21 protein-coding genes are annotated in these 14634 nt (G+C 67.5%); 9 read left to right on the forward strand and 12 right to left on the reverse strand.

The features are described 5' to 3' along the window. Window positions 1–3: 3 nt before the first annotated feature. Together M1K48_RS11055 and M1K48_RS11060 are read right to left on the reverse strand one after the other, a co-directional pair. A complete protein-coding gene (locus tag M1K48_RS11055; protein WP_249455203.1) occupies window positions 4–2145 on the reverse strand; it encodes a molybdopterin cofactor-binding domain-containing protein in 2142 nt (713 codons plus the stop codon). Further along, window positions 2142–3809, reverse strand: coding sequence for a class I adenylate-forming enzyme family protein (locus M1K48_RS11060; RefSeq protein ID WP_249455205.1), 1668 nt, complete (start codon window positions 3807–3809; stop codon window positions 2142–2144). Before M1K48_RS11060 ends, M1K48_RS11055 begins: the two co-directional genes overlap by 4 nt. A 72-nt stretch (window positions 3810–3881) precedes the next feature. Here M1K48_RS11060 and lgt point away from each other — a divergent pair, with 72 nt between their 5' ends. The 5 genes from lgt to M1K48_RS11085 are packed head-to-tail and all read left to right on the forward strand — an operon-like array spanning window position 3882 to window position 7291. Continuing rightward, window positions 3882–4754, forward strand: coding sequence for a prolipoprotein diacylglyceryl transferase (lgt, locus tag M1K48_RS11065; RefSeq protein WP_249455206.1), 873 nt, complete (start codon window positions 3882–3884; stop codon window positions 4752–4754). Between the two features lie 17 nt (window positions 4755–4771). After that, window positions 4772–5728 carry a class I SAM-dependent methyltransferase gene (locus M1K48_RS11070; protein WP_249455208.1) on the forward strand — a complete coding sequence of 319 codons (957 nt, stop codon included), beginning with the start codon at window positions 4772–4774 and terminating at the stop codon, window positions 5726–5728. After that, the gene (locus M1K48_RS11075) at window positions 5725–6228 is read left to right on the forward strand and encodes a GNAT family N-acetyltransferase (protein WP_249455210.1); all 504 of its coding nucleotides are present in this window, start codon (window positions 5725–5727) and stop codon (window positions 6226–6228) included. Before M1K48_RS11070 ends, M1K48_RS11075 begins: the two co-directional genes overlap by 4 nt. After that, on the forward strand, window positions 6225–6992 hold the full coding sequence (gene pgeF, locus M1K48_RS11080; RefSeq protein ID WP_249455211.1) for a peptidoglycan editing factor PgeF: 768 nt from the start codon (window positions 6225–6227) through the stop codon (window positions 6990–6992). Before M1K48_RS11075 ends, pgeF begins: the two co-directional genes overlap by 4 nt. Before the next feature lie 35 nt (window positions 6993–7027). Beyond that, the gene (locus M1K48_RS11085; RefSeq protein WP_249455213.1) at window positions 7028–7291 is read left to right on the forward strand and encodes a hypothetical protein; all 264 of its coding nucleotides are present in this window, start codon (window positions 7028–7030) and stop codon (window positions 7289–7291) included. An 18-nt stretch (window positions 7292–7309) separates the two neighbouring features. Here the strand turns inward: M1K48_RS11085 and M1K48_RS11090 are convergent, their stop codons facing one another. From M1K48_RS11090 to M1K48_RS11100, 3 genes are all read right to left on the reverse strand, one after another. Beyond that, window positions 7310–7534, reverse strand: a complete 225-nt coding sequence (locus M1K48_RS11090; RefSeq protein WP_249455215.1) for a hypothetical protein — start codon at window positions 7532–7534, stop codon at window positions 7310–7312. Beyond that, window positions 7531–7695, reverse strand: a complete 165-nt coding sequence (locus tag M1K48_RS11095) for a hypothetical protein (protein ID WP_168067802.1) — start codon at window positions 7693–7695, stop codon at window positions 7531–7533. The genes M1K48_RS11090 and M1K48_RS11095 overlap by 4 nt, the downstream gene beginning before the upstream one ends. 115 nt (window positions 7696–7810) lie before the next feature. Further along, a complete protein-coding gene (locus M1K48_RS11100) occupies window positions 7811–8380 on the reverse strand; it encodes a DUF1993 domain-containing protein (protein WP_249455217.1) in 570 nt (189 codons plus the stop codon). 268 nt (window positions 8381–8648) lie between these two features. Between M1K48_RS11100 and M1K48_RS11105 the strand changes: the two genes are divergently transcribed. Next, window positions 8649–9041, forward strand: coding sequence for a DUF2200 domain-containing protein (locus tag M1K48_RS11105; protein WP_249455219.1), 393 nt, complete (start codon window positions 8649–8651; stop codon window positions 9039–9041). Here M1K48_RS11105 and M1K48_RS11110 read toward each other — a convergent pair. After that, on the reverse strand, window positions 9038–9304 hold the full coding sequence (locus M1K48_RS11110) for an excalibur calcium-binding domain-containing protein (protein ID WP_249455221.1): 267 nt from the start codon (window positions 9302–9304) through the stop codon (window positions 9038–9040). The two genes, M1K48_RS11105 and M1K48_RS11110, sit on opposite strands and share 4 nt — an antisense overlap. Before the next feature lie 50 nt (window positions 9305–9354). Further along, complete coding sequence (locus tag M1K48_RS11115; RefSeq protein WP_249455223.1) at window positions 9355–9762, reverse strand: hypothetical protein; 408 nt, start codon at window positions 9760–9762, stop codon at window positions 9355–9357. 142 nt (window positions 9763–9904) lie between these two features. Between M1K48_RS11115 and M1K48_RS11120 the strand changes: the two genes are divergently transcribed. Then, the gene (locus M1K48_RS11120) at window positions 9905–10075 is read left to right on the forward strand and encodes a hypothetical protein (protein WP_249455224.1); all 171 of its coding nucleotides are present in this window, start codon (window positions 9905–9907) and stop codon (window positions 10073–10075) included. A 9-nt stretch (window positions 10076–10084) separates the two neighbouring features. Here M1K48_RS11120 and M1K48_RS11125 read toward each other — a convergent pair whose 3' ends face one another. After that, window positions 10085–10684, reverse strand: a complete 600-nt coding sequence (locus M1K48_RS11125; RefSeq protein WP_249455225.1) for a hypothetical protein — start codon at window positions 10682–10684, stop codon at window positions 10085–10087. Window positions 10685–10763: 79 nt separating this feature from the next. On the opposite strand from M1K48_RS11125, the gene M1K48_RS11130 reads away from it, so the two are divergent. Continuing rightward, window positions 10764–11354, forward strand: coding sequence for a hypothetical protein (locus M1K48_RS11130; protein WP_249455226.1), 591 nt, complete (start codon window positions 10764–10766; stop codon window positions 11352–11354). 124 nt (window positions 11355–11478) lie between these two features. Here the strand turns inward: M1K48_RS11130 and M1K48_RS11135 are convergent, their stop codons facing one another. The 4 genes from M1K48_RS11135 to M1K48_RS11145 all read right to left on the reverse strand — a co-directional run bounded on the left by M1K48_RS11135 (window position 11479) and on the right by M1K48_RS11145 (window position 14134). After that, entirely contained in the window at window positions 11479–11901 is a 423-nt protein-coding gene (locus M1K48_RS11135; RefSeq protein WP_249455227.1) for a type II toxin-antitoxin system PemK/MazF family toxin, read from the reverse strand. Between the two features lie 533 nt (window positions 11902–12434). Further along, window positions 12435–13508, reverse strand: coding sequence for a ribonucleotide-diphosphate reductase subunit beta (locus M1K48_RS11140; protein WP_249455229.1), 1074 nt, complete (start codon window positions 13506–13508; stop codon window positions 12435–12437). Between the two features lie 19 nt (window positions 13509–13527). Further along, window positions 13528–13656 carry a hypothetical protein gene (locus M1K48_RS14320; RefSeq protein WP_257794146.1) on the reverse strand — a complete coding sequence of 43 codons (129 nt, stop codon included), beginning with the start codon at window positions 13654–13656 and terminating at the stop codon, window positions 13528–13530. Window positions 13657–13807: 151 nt separating this feature from the next. Then, window positions 13808–14134, reverse strand: a complete 327-nt coding sequence (locus tag M1K48_RS11145; protein ID WP_249455230.1) for a hypothetical protein — start codon at window positions 14132–14134, stop codon at window positions 13808–13810. Between the two features lie 183 nt (window positions 14135–14317). Between M1K48_RS11145 and M1K48_RS11150 the strand changes: the two genes are divergently transcribed. Beyond that, entirely contained in the window at window positions 14318–14575 is a 258-nt protein-coding gene (locus tag M1K48_RS11150; RefSeq protein ID WP_249455231.1) for a DUF2171 domain-containing protein, read from the forward strand. The last annotated feature ends 59 nt before the right edge of the window (window positions 14576–14634 follow it).

The raw sequence follows: 14634 nt of genomic DNA on the forward strand, positions 1-14634 counted from the left end.
GCCTCAGGACATCGGATCGAAAGGAAGGCTGCGCAAGCGACGTCCGGTTGCAGCCGCCAGGGCGTTGCCGACAGCCGCGGGGGCAGCTGCCGACCCGAGGCCGCTTGCACCGCCGGGCGCGGCGTCACTAGCCAGCACTTCGACCAGTATCTCGGGCGCGGCGGCAAGCGTCGGCACCTGCGGCTCCAGCGGACCGAGCACCCGGCCGTGGCGGAAGGAGGGCGCGCGGGCGAGCGCCTGGCCGATGGCCGCCAGCATGGCGCCCTCAACCTCGGCCTTGACCAGGGCCGGGTTGACCACCCGCCCGCAATCGACCGCCGCCACCAGCCGGCTTACCACCACGTCGCCCCCCGTTCCCAATTGCGCCTGTCCAACCACCGCAATGTGGCTGCCATAGCCGCTGAACGCGCAAAGTCCCATTTGGCTACCGGGGCCGCCGCCGTCCCATCCGCCAAGCGCCGTCGCGCGGACCAGGCAGCGGGCGAGGCGGGGGTTCCCAGCCAGCAGCGTCATTCGCTGGCTGAGCGGATCACGGCCCCCGATCCGTGCCAGTTCGTCGAGGAAATTCTCGGTGAAGAAGGTCAGTGCCGGGTGGAGCTCGCCGCGATGGTAGCCGAGACGGAGCGGCAGGTCGGCCGGCGCGACGTCGAACGCGACATTGGGAATGCCGTAGGGAAGCGGCTCGAGCGCGGCGGCGCGAAGGGCGCCGCTGCCGCCGCCAAGCAGGCGGGAAAAGGCCTGCGCGGTCCCGTCGCCGCCGGCCAGTCGCATCCGCCAGCCGGCGATGCTGCCGTCGGGCAGGGTCCGTGCGAACAGCCGAGCCTTGAGCGGGGAGCGGAGCGCATCGCCGCGCACCTGCTCGGTCCTGCTGGCGATCACCTGCACCGGGCGCCCGGTGCGGCGGGCGAGGGTGGCGGCAACCGGCACCATCTCGGCCTCCAGCGCGGCGCCGCCCTGCCCGCCGACCGGCATCGGATAGAGCAGGGTCTGGCCGAGCGGCACCCCGGCCGCCTCGGCCGCCGCGCGCCGAGCAACTTCGGGCGCCTGGGTCGCGGCCCAGACCTCGAGCAGGCCGCCTTCCAGCCGAGCGGTGGCGCCGGGCGGCTCGAGGTCGGGGTGGAGCTGTGCCGCGGCGGAGTAAGTAGCGGCGAGCGGGCGGATCCCGGCAAAGGCTTCGTCGACGTCGCCGAGCGCGTAGAGCTGCTGATGATCATCGCCAGCCAGAGCGAGGTCGAGCGCGGCGTCGATCGCCGCATCGTCTCCCCCGGCGGGGCCAAGGACCCGGACCTGCGCCGCCGCCAGCGCGCGCTCGGCCGACCACCAGTCATCGGCCAGCGCGGCGACCCAGCCGTCGGCGGTTTCGAAGCGGATGCCGCGGGGCGGAGCGGAGTTGATCGACACGCTTCCTCGCCCGGGGCGGCGGACGGAAGCATGGAGCATGCCGGGCAGGCGTACGTCCCCGGCGAACCGCAGGCGGCCCTCGGCCTTGGGCTGCGCGTCGAGGCGGGCGACGGGCTTGCCGGCAAGCTCGCCGGGGGTTTCGCGCAGCGGGATGTCGCCGCCGGGCAACGACCGGGCCGCGGCGCCGTCGGCCAGCGCGGCAAACGGCACCGCCTTGCCTTCGTGGCGGACGAAGCCGCCGCCGGTGTCGCATTCGGCGGCGCGCACCTTCCAGCGGTCGGCGGCCTCGGTGATCAGCAGCACGCGCGCGGCGGCGGCGGCCTGGCGCATCGGTATTTCCAGCGCGCGGATCGAGGTGGCGCCGGCGGTAATTCGCAGCAGACCGGGATCGGGCGCCGATGGCCAGGCGCGGGCCCCCTCCAGCCAGCCCGATTGCTCGGCAAGCTCATTGTCCCAGCGGCTGCCCGAGCGGGCGGGAGCGACGCCGACAGTTTCCCACGCCGCGCCCAGTTCATCGGCGGCGATCTGGGCGAGGCCGGTCCAGATGCCCTGACCGGTCTCAACCTGAGGGACGGCGACCGTCAAGCGGCCGTCGCGGCCGATCAGTACCCCGGGGCCGAGCGCGAGGCTGTCCTTGCCTAGGGCGAGACTGGCCGGGTCGGCGCGCGGCCACAGGCTCCAGGCGACCGCCAGCCCGGCAGCCGCTCCGGTGCCGACCAGCAGGGTACGGCGGCTGAGCTTCAAGTGGCGTACTGGGCCTTGAGCGCGACCCGGTCGATCTTGCCCGTGCCCAGCCGGGGTAGGCTGTCGGTGGCAAAGATGAAGCGTACCGGCACCTTGAACGAGGCGAGGCGCGGCTCGAGGAAAGCGCGAAGATCCTCCTCGGTGAGATCGCTGCCTTCGACCGGAAGTACGATTGCGATAGGCACTTCGCCGAGCCTTTCGTCGGGGGCGCCGAACACCGCCGCCTCGGCCACCGCCTCGCAGGCATAGACCGCGGCCTCGACCTCGGCCGAACTGATGTTCTCGCCGCCGCGGATGATGATGTCCTTCTTGCGGTCGACGATGAACAGGTAGCCGTCCGGATCGAGGAAGCCGATATCGCCGGTCTTGAAGAAGCCGTCGGCGGTGAAGGCGGCGACGGTCGCTTCGGGATTCTTCCAATAGCCCTTGATGTTGGCGGCCGAGCGGATCGCCACCTCGCCGATCTCGCCGCCCGGCAGATGCGCGTCGCCAGAGCCAAGGATGGCGATGTCGACATAGGGCAGGGCACGACCGGTCGAGGCCGGCTTGGCGAGGTAATTGCCCCAATAATTGCCGCAGCCGACCGCATTGGTCTCGGTCAGGCCATAGCCCAGCGCCGGCTGAGCGGTCTCGAAGCTGTCCTTGAGCCGCTGGACGTGCGCGACCGGGCGCGGGGCGCCGCCGGCGGCGATGTCGGTCAGGGTCGAAAGATCGTAGCGGTCGCGGTCGGGATGGCTCATCATCTCGAGGCTCATGGTCGGAACGCCGACGAAATAGGTGATCTTCTCCTGTTCGATCAGCCGTAGCGCCTCGCCCGCGTCCCACTTGGGCATCAGCACCATGCCGCGGCCGATGACGAAGCTGTTGAGCAGCACCGGCACCTCGCCGGTGACATGGAACAGCGGCACGTTGAGCAAGGTCTTGGGCGGGTTCTTGGGCGGATTGCCCATGCTCTGCATGATGCCGAGCAGGCACATGATGCTGGTGGCGTAGGTGTAGGTGCCCTGGACCACCGCCATGTGGGTCGACAGCGCGCCCTTGGCGCCGCCGGTGGAACCCGAGGTGAAGAGCAGGGTGGCGTCGTCCTCGGGTACGATGGCGGGAAGCTCGGCGTCGCTGGTTTCGCCGCCGGTCAGCGGCTCGAGTGCTTCGGCGATCGGGCGCTCGATCGGCAGAGCGACCAACGGCCACGGCCCGCAGGCGGCGGCGGTGCGCCGGGCGCGGGGCTCGTCGGCAATGATCAGCTTGGGCTCGGTCAGGTCCAGCGCGTGGCTCATCTCCGCACTCTGCCACCAGCCGTTGAGGAGGGTGGAGATGCCGCCGGCCTTGAGGATCGCCATGTGCGCGACGATCCAGCTCGGACAATTGCGCATGGCGATCCCGACGCGGTCGCCCTTGGCGATGCCGTGCCGGGCGACCAGCGCGCGGGCGAGGTCGTCCGAAATCCGGTCAAGGTCGGCGAAGGTCAGTCGCTCGTCGCCGGCGATCACCGCCTCCACCGCGCCGTTCAGTGCGCAGAAGGTCTTGAACAAGGCTGGCAGCGTGGCGGGGAAATTGGACACGATGCGCCGGCCGGCCTCGTCCTCGCCGACCACGATCCGCCCGCCAGGCCCGGTGACGGCCGCGAACACGGCGTCATAGCGTTGGTCGAGCTCGGTCGGCATGGTGTTTGCGTCTCCTTGGCCTTTGCGTGGCTCCTCCTTATGAGACCTCGGGTCCAAGAGGAAAGACCAGTAATGAACTTGATGGTGGCAGCGATCGACTTCACCAAGCTCGGGCTCAGCCCGGTCGCGCTCGACCTTGGGGTGTTCGAACTGCGGTGGTACAGCCTGGCCTATCTGGCCGGCATCTTCCTTGGCTATTGGTACCTGCTGAAGCTGATCAAGCAGGCCGGCGCCCCGATGGCCCGGCGGCACGCCGACGATCTGGTCTTCTATGCCTCGCTCGGCGTGATCCTCGGCGGCCGGCTCGGCTACGTCCTGTTCTATCGCCCTGGCTATTACCTCGAGAGCCCGCTGGAGATCATCAAGCTGTGGGATGGAGGAATGAGCTTCCATGGCGGTGTGATCGGGACCAGCGTCGCGATCATCTACCTCGCCTGGAAAGAGAAGCTGCAGTGGCTTCGGATCCACGACTACGTTGCCTGCGTGGTGCCGATCGGGCTGTTCACCGGGCGGCTGGCGAATTTCGTCAACGCCGAACTGTGGGGCGCCCCGACCAACGTGCCCTGGGCGGTTCGCTTTCCCGAGGTGATCGCGGGCGTGGTCACGCTTGGTCCGCCGCGGCATCCCAGCCAGCTGTACGAAGCGGCGCTGGAAGGGCTGCTGCTGTTCGCGATCCTGGCGGTGATGTTCTGGCGCACCCGCGCGCGCTACCAGCCGGGCATGCTGGTGGGGGCCTTCCTGTTCTTCTACGGCGTGTTCCGGTTCGGCGTGGAATTCATCCGCGAGCCCGACAACCACCTGCGCGGCTTTGCGGAAACGACCGGCCTGCACATGGGGCAGTGGCTGTGCGTCCCGATGATCCTCGGCGGACTGTATCTCATGGCCACCGCCAAGGGCCGGCGCCAGCGGGTGGAAAGCTTCGCCGGGCAGGAGAGCATCGCCTGACGCCCTTCGCCCGCGCGTTGCACGAGCGGCTCCGCAGCGACGGACCGCTCAGCGTCGAGGCCTATATGGAGGCCTGCAACGCTTATTATTACGCGACCCGCGACCCGCTGGGCGCGGGCGGCGACTTCACCACCGCGCCCGAGATCAGCCAGATGTTCGGCGAACTGGTCGGAGCGGCGCTGGCCGATGTCTGGCGCCGCGCGGGTTCGCCCGCCAACGTCCGCTATGTCGAACTAGGCCCGGGGCGCGGCACGCTGGCCAGCGACGCGCTGCGGGTGATGCGCTCGATCGGGCTCACCCCGCCGGTACACCTGGTGGAAGCCAGCCCGACCCTGCGCGAGGCGCAGGCGGCGCTGCTGGGTGCGGTCACGCATCACGAGGCGATCGGGGACCTGCCGGGCGATGCGCCGCTGCTGGTGGTCGCCAACGAGTTCCTCGATGCGCTGCCGATCCGCCAGCATGTTGCGGGCGTCGAGCGGCACGTGGAGTGGATCGGCAGTGGCCTCGCCTTCGACCGCGACGGCGAGGTGCTGGAGACGTCGCCCGCACGAGACGAAGCGGTGGCGGCCCTTGCCGAAGGTTTGGTGGCGATCGGCGGCGCAGCGCTGGTGATCGACTATGGCCATGAGCGCAGCGCAGCGGGCGATACGCTGCAGGCGGTGCGCGAGCATCGCTTCGCCCCGGTGCTCGACAATCCGGGCGAGCATGACCTGACCAGCCATGTCGACTTCCAGCGGGCGGCGGAAGTCGCGCGGGAGGCGGGGGCGTTCGTCGCCGGACCCGCCGAGCAGGGTGCGTGGCTCGAACGGCTCGGCATCCAGGCCCGCGCCCGTGCGCTGGCCAACGCCGCTCCGCACCGCGCCGGCGAGATCGAGGCGGCGCGCGCGCGGCTGTGCCGGCCCGACCAGATGGGCAGCCTGTTCAAGGTGCTTGCCATCCACTCGCCGGAATGGCCAAGCCCGGCGGGACTATGACCACCCGCCCCGCCACCGTCGCCGACCTGCCCGCCATCGACCAGGTCTTCCGCACCAGTTTCTGCGACACCTTCGCGCACCTCTATGACCCGCGCGACCTGGCGGCCTTCCTGGCCGGGTTCACGCCGGAGGGCTGGGCGGCGGAGTTCGCTGATCCGGCCTATGCCTTCCAGGTCGGCGAGGCGGAGGGCGCGGTGGTCGGCTATGCCAAGCTCGGCCCCAACAAGCTGCCCCATGTCGCGCCGGGCGACGTCATCGAGTTGAAGCAACTCTACCTGCTCAAGGAAGCGCATGGGACCGGGATCGCCCGCGCGCTGATCGATTGGGTGCAGGCCGAGGCGCGGCGGCGGGGCGCGTCGCGGATGGCGCTGTCGGTGTGGAGCGAGAATTGGCGGGCGCAGGCTTTTTACAAGCGCTACGGCTTCGTCGATCGCGGGCCGGTCACCTTCATGGTCGGCAACCATCCCGACGAAGACCGCGTGTGGGAGGCGGCGCTGTGAGCGTTCCGGTGTGGCGCGCGCGCAGCCTGTCCGACTTGCCGCACGGCTTCCTCGGACGCGCGGGCGGGGTCAGCGAAGGGGCGATGGCCAGCCTCAACTGCGGGTGGGGCAGCGGCGACGATCGCGCTTTGATCGTCGAAAACCGCCGTCGCGCGGCCGACGCGGTGCTGCCGGGCGCGCCCATCGTCTCGCCCTATCAGGTGCATGGGATCGAGGTGCTGGAGGCGGGCCACTGGTCCGACGATGAGCGGCCGCATGCCGATGCGCTGGTGACCGACCGGCCGGGCATCTTGCTTGGCATCCTCACCGCCGATTGCGCGCCGTTGCTGTTCGCCGACCGCGAGGCAGGCGTCGTCGGCGCCGCGCATGCCGGTTGGCGCGGGGCGCTGGGCGGAGTGGCCGAGGCGACGATCGCGGCGATGGAGCGGCTGGGTGCTGAGCGGAGCCGGATCGCGGCGGCGATCGGGCCGACCATCGCGCGGGCGAGCTACGAAGTCGATCCCGCCTTTCCCGAGCCGTTCCTGGCGGCAGACCCGCAAAGCGAGCGGTTCTTCGCCGATGGACCCGCGGGCAAGCCGCATTTCGACCTGCCCGCCTACCTCCTTCACCGGCTGGGCGAAGCGGGGCTTCGGCAGGTCGAGGCGCTGGGGCTCGATACCTATGGGCGGGAGGCGGACTTCTATTCCTTCCGCCGCGCGACGCACCGCGGCGAGCCGAGCTATGGGCGGCAGATCAGCCTGATCGGGTTGCCGGCCCCGCGCTAACTTCTCGGCAAGGGCTTGGCCTTATGCTCGGGCACATGGCGCAACCTTTGCCGAGCAGGAAACAGGCGGTCGACCTGGCAGGCGGACCTCGCAAGCTGGGCTCGCGGATCCTCCGTGCGCCGCCGCCCAAGCCTGAAAAGCCGCTCAGCAAAGCGGAGCTTCGCGAGCGTGAGGCATGGGTGATGACCACCGGCATGCTGGCGGTCGCGGTGGCGCTGATGGTGATCCTGCTCGCCGTCGCCCGGTGGGGCGGGTGGACCCCGGCCAACTACCAGGTGGAGATCAACGAGCAGGCCTGAGGGCCGGGGCCCCGGGCGTCAGCTGCGCGAATGCAGCGGACGGAACGGGGCGCGCTTCGACGTGTCCGAGATCAGACTGGTCTTGAGCTTGCGGGTCATGGTCGCCGCGCCGTCGTTGCTCATGCAGACCAGGCGGGTCCCGCCGGCCGGGAGGGTTTCGAGGGCGGAGATGCCGACCTTGGCACTGTCGCACTTGGCGATCACTTCGGCTTCGGTCAGTTTCAGGAAAAGGGCACGGCTCATGCGGTCACCGCCTTGATCGAGAGGAGGGGGCGGCGAGCGGCGATGCGCTGGCCGTAGGCTTCGTACAGGCCGAGGTGGGCAGTGCGCGAGGCTTCGCAGCGGGCTTCGCCGGCACGGGCCAGCGACACGCCGCGTCGCAGGTACAGATAGTTGAGGTCCATGGGGTGGCTCCGGGGCTGGTAAGCGGGAGCGCAACAGGTCTCTCAGTCGCCCGGGCTTACGATTGCGGTCCGGGCGATGCGCCAGCCCTAGCACGGGGGCCCTGGGAAAGATACCTCAGCCGCCCGGCATGGTCCCAGGCCGCAGGTAGCCGAACATGTGCGGCACGTAATCGCGCTTGCCGAGCGGGACCCCGGCGCTGCGCAGCAGGGCATAGGCCATGTCGACGTGGAACCCGACCTGCGGCAGCGCCCAGTCGCGGACGTAGGTGAAGCCGGTCATGTCGAACACCATGCCCATCGGCAGGGCGTGGCTGAGCTGGCGATCGGCGGCGGCGTCGAGCTCGTCCGGCCCGACCGCGCGAACGAAAGCCAGCGCGCCGGCCAGGATCGCGCGGACCTCGGCGAGGGTGCCCGGATCGTCCTGCCCGGCCGCGGCGCGGGTGCGCAGCGCGACGGTCTCGGCCGGGGTCTCCTCCCCGCGCAGCCGCCACACCGCCTCCTGCGCCTGGAAGGCGATCACCCGCAGCTGCGAGTGGAGCGGGAACATGTCCACCGCCAGCCGCACCGCAAGCAGGTCGGCGGGATCGTTGTCATGGGCGAGGGCATGCGCCTCCCCCTTGTCGAGCCATTGCGGCAGGGCGGTCAAGTGGTTGACGAGGCTGGGGACGAGGAGCTGGGTAAGCATGGGGCCTCAGGCGCTGGGGGAGGAAGTCGCGGCGCCTAGCAGCTGGCCGGGCAAAGAGGGAGCGGGCAGCGGGCGAAAATGAACAAGGTCACAAAAGTCACTGGTGGCGACGGTCCGACTAGGGCCGCGGCAGGATCGCACTGAGCGAACTGTAACAGCGCGACAATCCTGCCAAAAACGTGCCACATGGGTTAGGTATCCTGCCCAATCCTACACTGCAAGTTGGAACCGTGGTAAGCAGCCGCGACCGCCAGCGAGGAGCCAAGCGATGACGCACCGCGTGTTCACCACCAGCGTCGCGAGCGTGCACGTCCATTATGTCGCCAAGGCCGAGAAGAAGGGCCGCAGCAGGGCCGAGGTCGATGCGATCCTGCGCTGGCTGACCGGCTATTCGCAGGAAGAGCTGGAGGCAGCGCTGGCGGCCGGCACCGACTTCCAGACGTTTTTCGGGGCGGCGCCGGCGATGAATCCGGCGCGCACGGCGGTCACCGGCAAGGTGTGCGGGGTGCAGGTGGAAGCGGTCGCCGACCCGCTGATGCGCGAGATAAGGCGGCTGGACAAGATGATCGACGAACTGGCGCGGGGGCGGGCGATGGAGAAGATATTGCGGAGCGAACCGGCGCTGCCTGCGGCCGACGCCTCCTGCCTCCGGCGGGCCTAGCGACGCACCGGCTCGCAGGCGAAGCCGTCGTTGTCGCCGTCCATCCACGGGCGATAGCCGGGCTGCCCGCGGCGCAGCGGAGCGATGCCGAGCGCGCGGATTTCGCGGCAGCCGGAATACGTGACGCTCTTCTCCCGCGCGCTCAGCGAGCGCAGCTGCTGTTCCTGCCGCGCGGCGTCATAGGGGCGCGCGTTCTGGGCGGCGTGGGCGAGGCTCGCCAGCGAGGGCAACAGGACGAGGGCGGGAATGACCAGGTTGCGCATGGCCGCAACCTGCGCCGGCAATGGTTGACGAAAGGTTGCGGCGGATCGCCTCAGGGGGCGAGGGTGAAGCCGGGGACCGCCCGCGTCTCGCGGTGCTGGTGGTACATGTCGAAGATGATCTTGTGGCTGGTCGGCGCCGCGCCGTTGCAGCGCAGCGAATAGATGTCGGTGATCCCGCCGAACGGGCTGCGCATGCTCGACCCGCGGCCGAGCACTTCGGGCGCCTGCCCGTCGGCGCAGCGCAGCCGCGCCAGATAATCGCGTTCCCCGGCGACCCCCTGCGCGCGGACCGGATTGGCGACGCTGCCGAGCGGGGAAGAGGCGGCCTTGGCCACCGCCGCATCGAGCGCCGCCCCGCGCAGCCCCGGCTCCGCGATGCCGAGCGCGTTGTACAGCGATTGCGGCTGCTGGGCGGCGGGCTGGTGGGCGGAAAGGGCGATAGCCAGAGCGAGAATCATGAACGCGGTCCTCCTGTCATGCGAAGGTTGCGGGAGGGGGCGGCGAAAGGCAAGCGGCGGGCCGAGCGATGGCACCACCTTGGAATTGAACGATTTCGCGCGTCATCGATTCTTGCGTTTAGCTCAACCAAGGAGGGATGCCATGTCGAGCGAACGCGAACTGATCGATACCGGAACGGACAAGCGCTACGTCCGCCGCGACGAAGGCGGGCGCTTCAAGGACAGCGTCGATGTCTCGAAGTCGCTTAGCCAGGACGCCCGGCGCCACGCCGAGACGAAGAAGCCCAGGAACCAGGGCGACAAGGGGGACTGAGGCTTCGGCCTAAGGCTTCGATTTCGCACCGCGAAGCGCTTCGACCACCTGCGGGCGCAACGTCCATTCGAAATGCGCGTCGTCCTCGCGCCGCTCCATCGTGCGGTGCAGGGACGCGGCGTCCAGGTCGTCGCTCAAGTAGCCAGCCGCATCGGCCAGAGCGGTCGTCCAGATGGTGCTGCCGTCACCACGCCGGCGGGGATTGAAATTCAGGTCCTGGGCGACGGCCTGGCCGAGCAGCCCGTACTGGAGATTGGCCGCGCTCCAGTTCGCATAGCCCGCGGCAGCGGCAAGTTCGGTGGCGGTCAGGCAGTGATCGGGTGCATCGAGATGCGCCTTGAGCATCGCCTCCTGCCCGGCCGACATCTTCACCCGGCCAAAGGCCTCGGCATATTCGAGGGCGGACGGGCATCCGTCCTGCCCTTTGCCGCCGGCAATGGTGTCGTCGCGGGCGTCGAGGCTCGCCTTCTTGTCCTTGATCGCGCTCTCAGCGTCGTCTGCAATGGCGCGGTCGCCTACTTCACGCCCATTGAGGTCGGCGCGACACTGCCAGAGGTGACCTCGCGGCCAGGTTCTGAGAACATACTGGCGATAGGCTTCTTCCTGCATGGCCATTCTCCGATCGAGCCAGCGGAGTAGAAGACAAGGCGGACCCCCGGATCAAGCCCGGGTGACGGAGGCTGGAGCGATGGCGCGAACCTGGTCGGTGCAGCAGTTGAACGAGCTTGGCCGGGTGCGGCTGAGCCGGTCGTTCTTCATGCGCGACATGCTGCACAGCGAGATTGCGCAGGTGCATGGGCTGACCAATGCGCCCGACGATCCGGAGCTGGCGATCGCGGCAGGGACGCGGCTGTGCGAGGAATTGCTGGAGCCGCTGCAGGAGCGCTGGGGCCGGCTGGCGATCCGCTCGGCCTATCGCTCACCTGCAGTCAATGCGCTCGGCAGCGAGCAGATGCGGGCGGGCAAGAAGGGCTATAATTGCGCGTCGAACGAGCGGAACGCGGCGCACCATATCTGGGATATGCGCGACAAGGATGGCTGCATGGGCGCGACCGCCTGCGTGGTGGTGCCGGGGTTCTGGGATGCGCATCAGAAGCCGGGCGACTGGCAGATCCTGGCGCGGTGGATCGACAACAATCTGCCTTATTCGAGCCTGTTCTTCTTCCCGACATTATGGGCGGTGAACATCAACTGGCACGAACGCCCGCTGCGGCGGGTAGATAGCTATGCGGAGCCTAAGGGGCGGTTATACAGGAACGACAAGGGCTCCAACGCATAAGCGCAGGAGCCCTAAATCGACACCGTGCCAAGCTTGTTATCGCCGCGGCACGGCCGCCTCTTACGAGGTCTTGAGGCTCAACGGCAAGCCGCGAGCGATCGATCGGGAAGTGGCGAGCGATGTCCTACTTGTCAAGTGTCAAGCCGAGAGCGTGCCCTACGGCAACCTTGATTGTAGCAAAGTGTTCTTCGGAGACACGTAGATCGTTCAGATACTTACGCCTGCCATGTTGATCTCGTCCGGTTCGGAACAGATCGAGGCGTTCTAGGCTGACTGTGGCAATCATGTCGGCTTTCACCCACCACGTCGTCTCTGCGAAGGGCTCCGGCAATGGAGCAGTTAGTTCAATCTTACAGTGGTAGAGATTTCGCTCATCTGAAGGAGTGCCGCTAAGCGGAACGACGGTGTGTAAGTTGTTCCGACGTGGCAGACGACCTGTAATCACCACCGCTGGCCGACGCTTCACCATTTCGGGGGGACGAAAGCCGCCCATGGAGTAGTCGCAAAGAAGAATGGTCCGCGGCGCGGCCGGAAAGGTCAGTGGCATGCACGTTTGTTATGCATACTTGCGACCAGACACCAGCGCAGAGATAGCCCAAGGAAGTACTCCGCACGAAGCGGCCAAGTTCGCAATTTAACCTTATTCGTTTCTGAAGATCTCAGCGGATGACCGTCCACTGCAAACCAGCAAACTCTGCGGGCTGGATAACTCATGACTGCGTCCTTCGCAGGCATCTTATCGCCACGCCACGCGAGCGAAGATATTGCCAATGTTCTCGTTTTGTACTTGACAGCTTTCTAAGCGACGCTACAATCGGAGCTTAGCGACGCATCGTCGCTGAGGACCACGGCCAAGGCAGCCAAGTCGTTAGACGATCCGCGAAGCGGTGGCTGCCTTGGCCGTGGTCCTCAGCCTCGTTTGCATTTTCTTTGACGATGATTTCATCCGAGTAGGATGGCGGGTGCGGTTCGCAGCCTTGCGCATCTTACTCATCGCCTTGCTCCTCCTTCGAGACTTTTACCTGACAGAGGTAATTCTCACTGTCATTGAGCCGAAATTGCGCTGAAAACGGCGGAAATTTACTCCGCCGCCACCCCAGCATTCGCGAACAGCCCGCCCTCGCCGTCAACCTGAACCGCTGACTCGGCTTCCGCCGCGCCGTCGTTGGCGACCTTGGCCTTTTGCCGACGGTCGAAGCTGTCCCACACCTGGTTCCAGTCGCCCTTGGTCGCGGCCTTGGAATATTCGGTCGCGCGCTGCTCGAAGAAGTTGGCGTGCTCGACGCCGTTCAAGAGCGGGGCGAGCCAGGGGAGGGGGTGCTCGTCGACCATGTAGATCGGCTGGAACCCCAACTGGCCGAGGCGCCAGTCGGCGATGTAGCGGATGTACTTCTTGATCTGCTTGGGGGTCATGCCCTCGACCGGGCCCTGCTCGAAAGCGAGGTCGATGAAGGCGTCCTCCAGGCGGACGGTCTTCTGGCACTGGTCGATGATGCTCTCGCGCACGTCGGCGGTGAGGCAGTCGCGCTCCTTCACGAAGGCGTGGAACAGCTTGATGATCCCCTCACAGTGGAGGCTTTCGTCGCGCACCGACCAGCTGACGATCTGGCCCATGCCCTTCATCTTGTTGAACCGCGGGAAGTTCATCAGCATCGCGAAGCTGGCGAACAGCTGCAGCCCCTCGGTGAAGGCGCCGAACATCGCCAGCGTCTTGGCGATGTCGGCATCTGTGTCGACGCCGAAGCTGTTCAGATAGTCGTGCTTGTCCTTCATCTCCTTGTACTGGAGGAAGGCGCTATACTCGCTCTCGGGCATGCCGATGGTGTCGAGCAGGTGGCTGTAGGCCGCGATGTGCACCGTCTCCATGTTGGAGAAGGCGGTCAGCATCATCTTGATCTCGGTCGGCTTGAACACCGAGCCGTATTTGTCGTGGTAGCAGTCCTGCACCTCGACGTCGGCTTGCGTAAAGAAGCGGAAGATCTGCGTGAGCAGATTGCGCTCGTGCGGAGTCAGCTTCTGCGCCCAGTCGCGGCAATCCTCGCCCAGCGGCACTTCCTCCGGCATCCAGTGGATCTGCTGCTGGCGCTTCCAGAATTCGAACGCCCACGGATATTCGAAGGGCTTGTAGGCCTTGTTGGCTTGGAGAAGGGGCATCGAGGAACTCCCTTGAGGATCAGGTGAAGAGGGCGGCGCGGCGGCCGGAAAGGGTAATGGTGGCGGCGACGCGAGCGCTGCGGGTGGGCCGGGCGGCAGGCCGCGGCGCAGCGGGCTGCGCGGAACGGGCGATGACGACTCGGTTCACCAGAAGAATCTCCTGCCCCGGTGCGGGTATGCGCAAGATATAGCGTATGGCGGGCACGGATGCATCAATCTCTTGCGAGTTGCGCACCATTTTATCCACAACAAAAGGGCCGTACTGGCAGCTCCCTTCGGCGCGCGCGGCGGGCGGCGGTTTAGCCCAGGAACGCCAGCGGCAGCAGCGCGAAGCCGAGCAGAATGATCAGCAGCTGCCACTTGCGCTCGCCCAGCATGTTGGCAGGCAACTCGGGGTCGCGGCGGAGCAAGAAGCTGCCTCCGAGCATGAAGGGCATGATGAAGACGACGCTGTCGAACCCGGTGCGCCAGATATGCGCTCGGTCGGCGAGGAACAGCAGCAGCAGGACCACCGCGACGACCTCGGCGAAGACCCCGAACCATTGCCAGCGATCGAACGGACGGGCGATCGGGTGGATCGTGGTCGTGGTGGCCAGGGGGTCGAAGTTGGACTGGCGGTAGCCCATCGGGCGAGTCTCCGGGGGTGGTGTCAGCGAGGGTGAACGGTCGGGCCGGGCGGCCAAGCGGCTTGCTGCGAGCGGCCTTTCAGCGGCGACGGACGACCGGATGCGGCAGACCGGAACGGTAGTGCATCGAAACCGGGAATAGGGCGTTCAGCGACCATCGACCTTCTCACAGGAGCTAAAACCATGGCCGACACCAGCAACATCCGCGAGCATATGGAAGTGATCGGCGCCGACGGCGTCCATGTCGGCACCGTCGACAAGGTCGAGGGCGACCGCATCAAGTTGACCAAGAAGGACAGCGGTGCCGAGATCGAGGGCGCCGAGGGTGCCCACGCCGGCCACCACCACTTCATCTCGACCGGCCTCGTCGCCGAAGTCGAAGGCGATCAGGTGCGGCTGTCGGCAACCGCCGCCAACGCCGCGACCTTTATCGAAGAATAAGCGCGGGGCGTTCCCGTCCGGGTGACGGGACGCACGATCGACGACACGGGGGCGGATGG

This window comes from Sphingomonas glaciei, assembly GCF_023380025.1.
GTDB lineage: Bacteria > Pseudomonadota > Alphaproteobacteria > Sphingomonadales > Sphingomonadaceae > Sphingomicrobium > Sphingomicrobium glaciei.

Coding starts and splice junctions, on each gene's coding strand:
- M1K48_RS11060 (WP_249455205.1), bottom strand. CDS start 3,809: ATGCCGACCGAGCTCGACCAACGCTATGACGCCGTGTTCGCGGCCGTC.
- lgt (WP_249455206.1), top strand. CDS start 3,882: ATGAACTTGATGGTGGCAGCGATCGACTTCACCAAGCTCGGGCTCAGC.
- M1K48_RS11075 (WP_249455210.1), top strand. CDS start 5,725: ATGACCACCCGCCCCGCCACCGTCGCCGACCTGCCCGCCATCGACCAG.
- M1K48_RS11085 (WP_249455213.1), top strand. CDS start 7,028: ATGGCGCAACCTTTGCCGAGCAGGAAACAGGCGGTCGACCTGGCAGGC.
- M1K48_RS11090 (WP_249455215.1), bottom strand. CDS start 7,534: ATGAGCCGTGCCCTTTTCCTGAAACTGACCGAAGCCGAAGTGATCGCC.
- M1K48_RS11095 (WP_168067802.1), bottom strand. CDS start 7,695: ATGGACCTCAACTATCTGTACCTGCGACGCGGCGTGTCGCTGGCCCGT.
- M1K48_RS11100 (WP_249455217.1), bottom strand. CDS start 8,380: ATGCTTACCCAGCTCCTCGTCCCCAGCCTCGTCAACCACTTGACCGCC.
- M1K48_RS11105 (WP_249455219.1), top strand. CDS start 8,649: ATGACGCACCGCGTGTTCACCACCAGCGTCGCGAGCGTGCACGTCCAT.
- M1K48_RS11110 (WP_249455221.1), bottom strand. CDS start 9,304: ATGCGCAACCTGGTCATTCCCGCCCTCGTCCTGTTGCCCTCGCTGGCG.
- M1K48_RS11115 (WP_249455223.1), bottom strand. CDS start 9,762: ATGATTCTCGCTCTGGCTATCGCCCTTTCCGCCCACCAGCCCGCCGCC.
- M1K48_RS11120 (WP_249455224.1), top strand. CDS start 9,905: ATGTCGAGCGAACGCGAACTGATCGATACCGGAACGGACAAGCGCTAC.
- M1K48_RS11125 (WP_249455225.1), bottom strand. CDS start 10,684: ATGCAGGAAGAAGCCTATCGCCAGTATGTTCTCAGAACCTGGCCGCGA.
- M1K48_RS11130 (WP_249455226.1), top strand. CDS start 10,764: ATGGCGCGAACCTGGTCGGTGCAGCAGTTGAACGAGCTTGGCCGGGTG.
- M1K48_RS11135 (WP_249455227.1), bottom strand. CDS start 11,901: ATGCCACTGACCTTTCCGGCCGCGCCGCGGACCATTCTTCTTTGCGAC.
- M1K48_RS11140 (WP_249455229.1), bottom strand. CDS start 13,508: ATGCCCCTTCTCCAAGCCAACAAGGCCTACAAGCCCTTCGAATATCCG.
- M1K48_RS11145 (WP_249455230.1), bottom strand. CDS start 14,134: ATGGGCTACCGCCAGTCCAACTTCGACCCCCTGGCCACCACGACCACG.
- M1K48_RS11150 (WP_249455231.1), top strand. CDS start 14,318: ATGGCCGACACCAGCAACATCCGCGAGCATATGGAAGTGATCGGCGCC.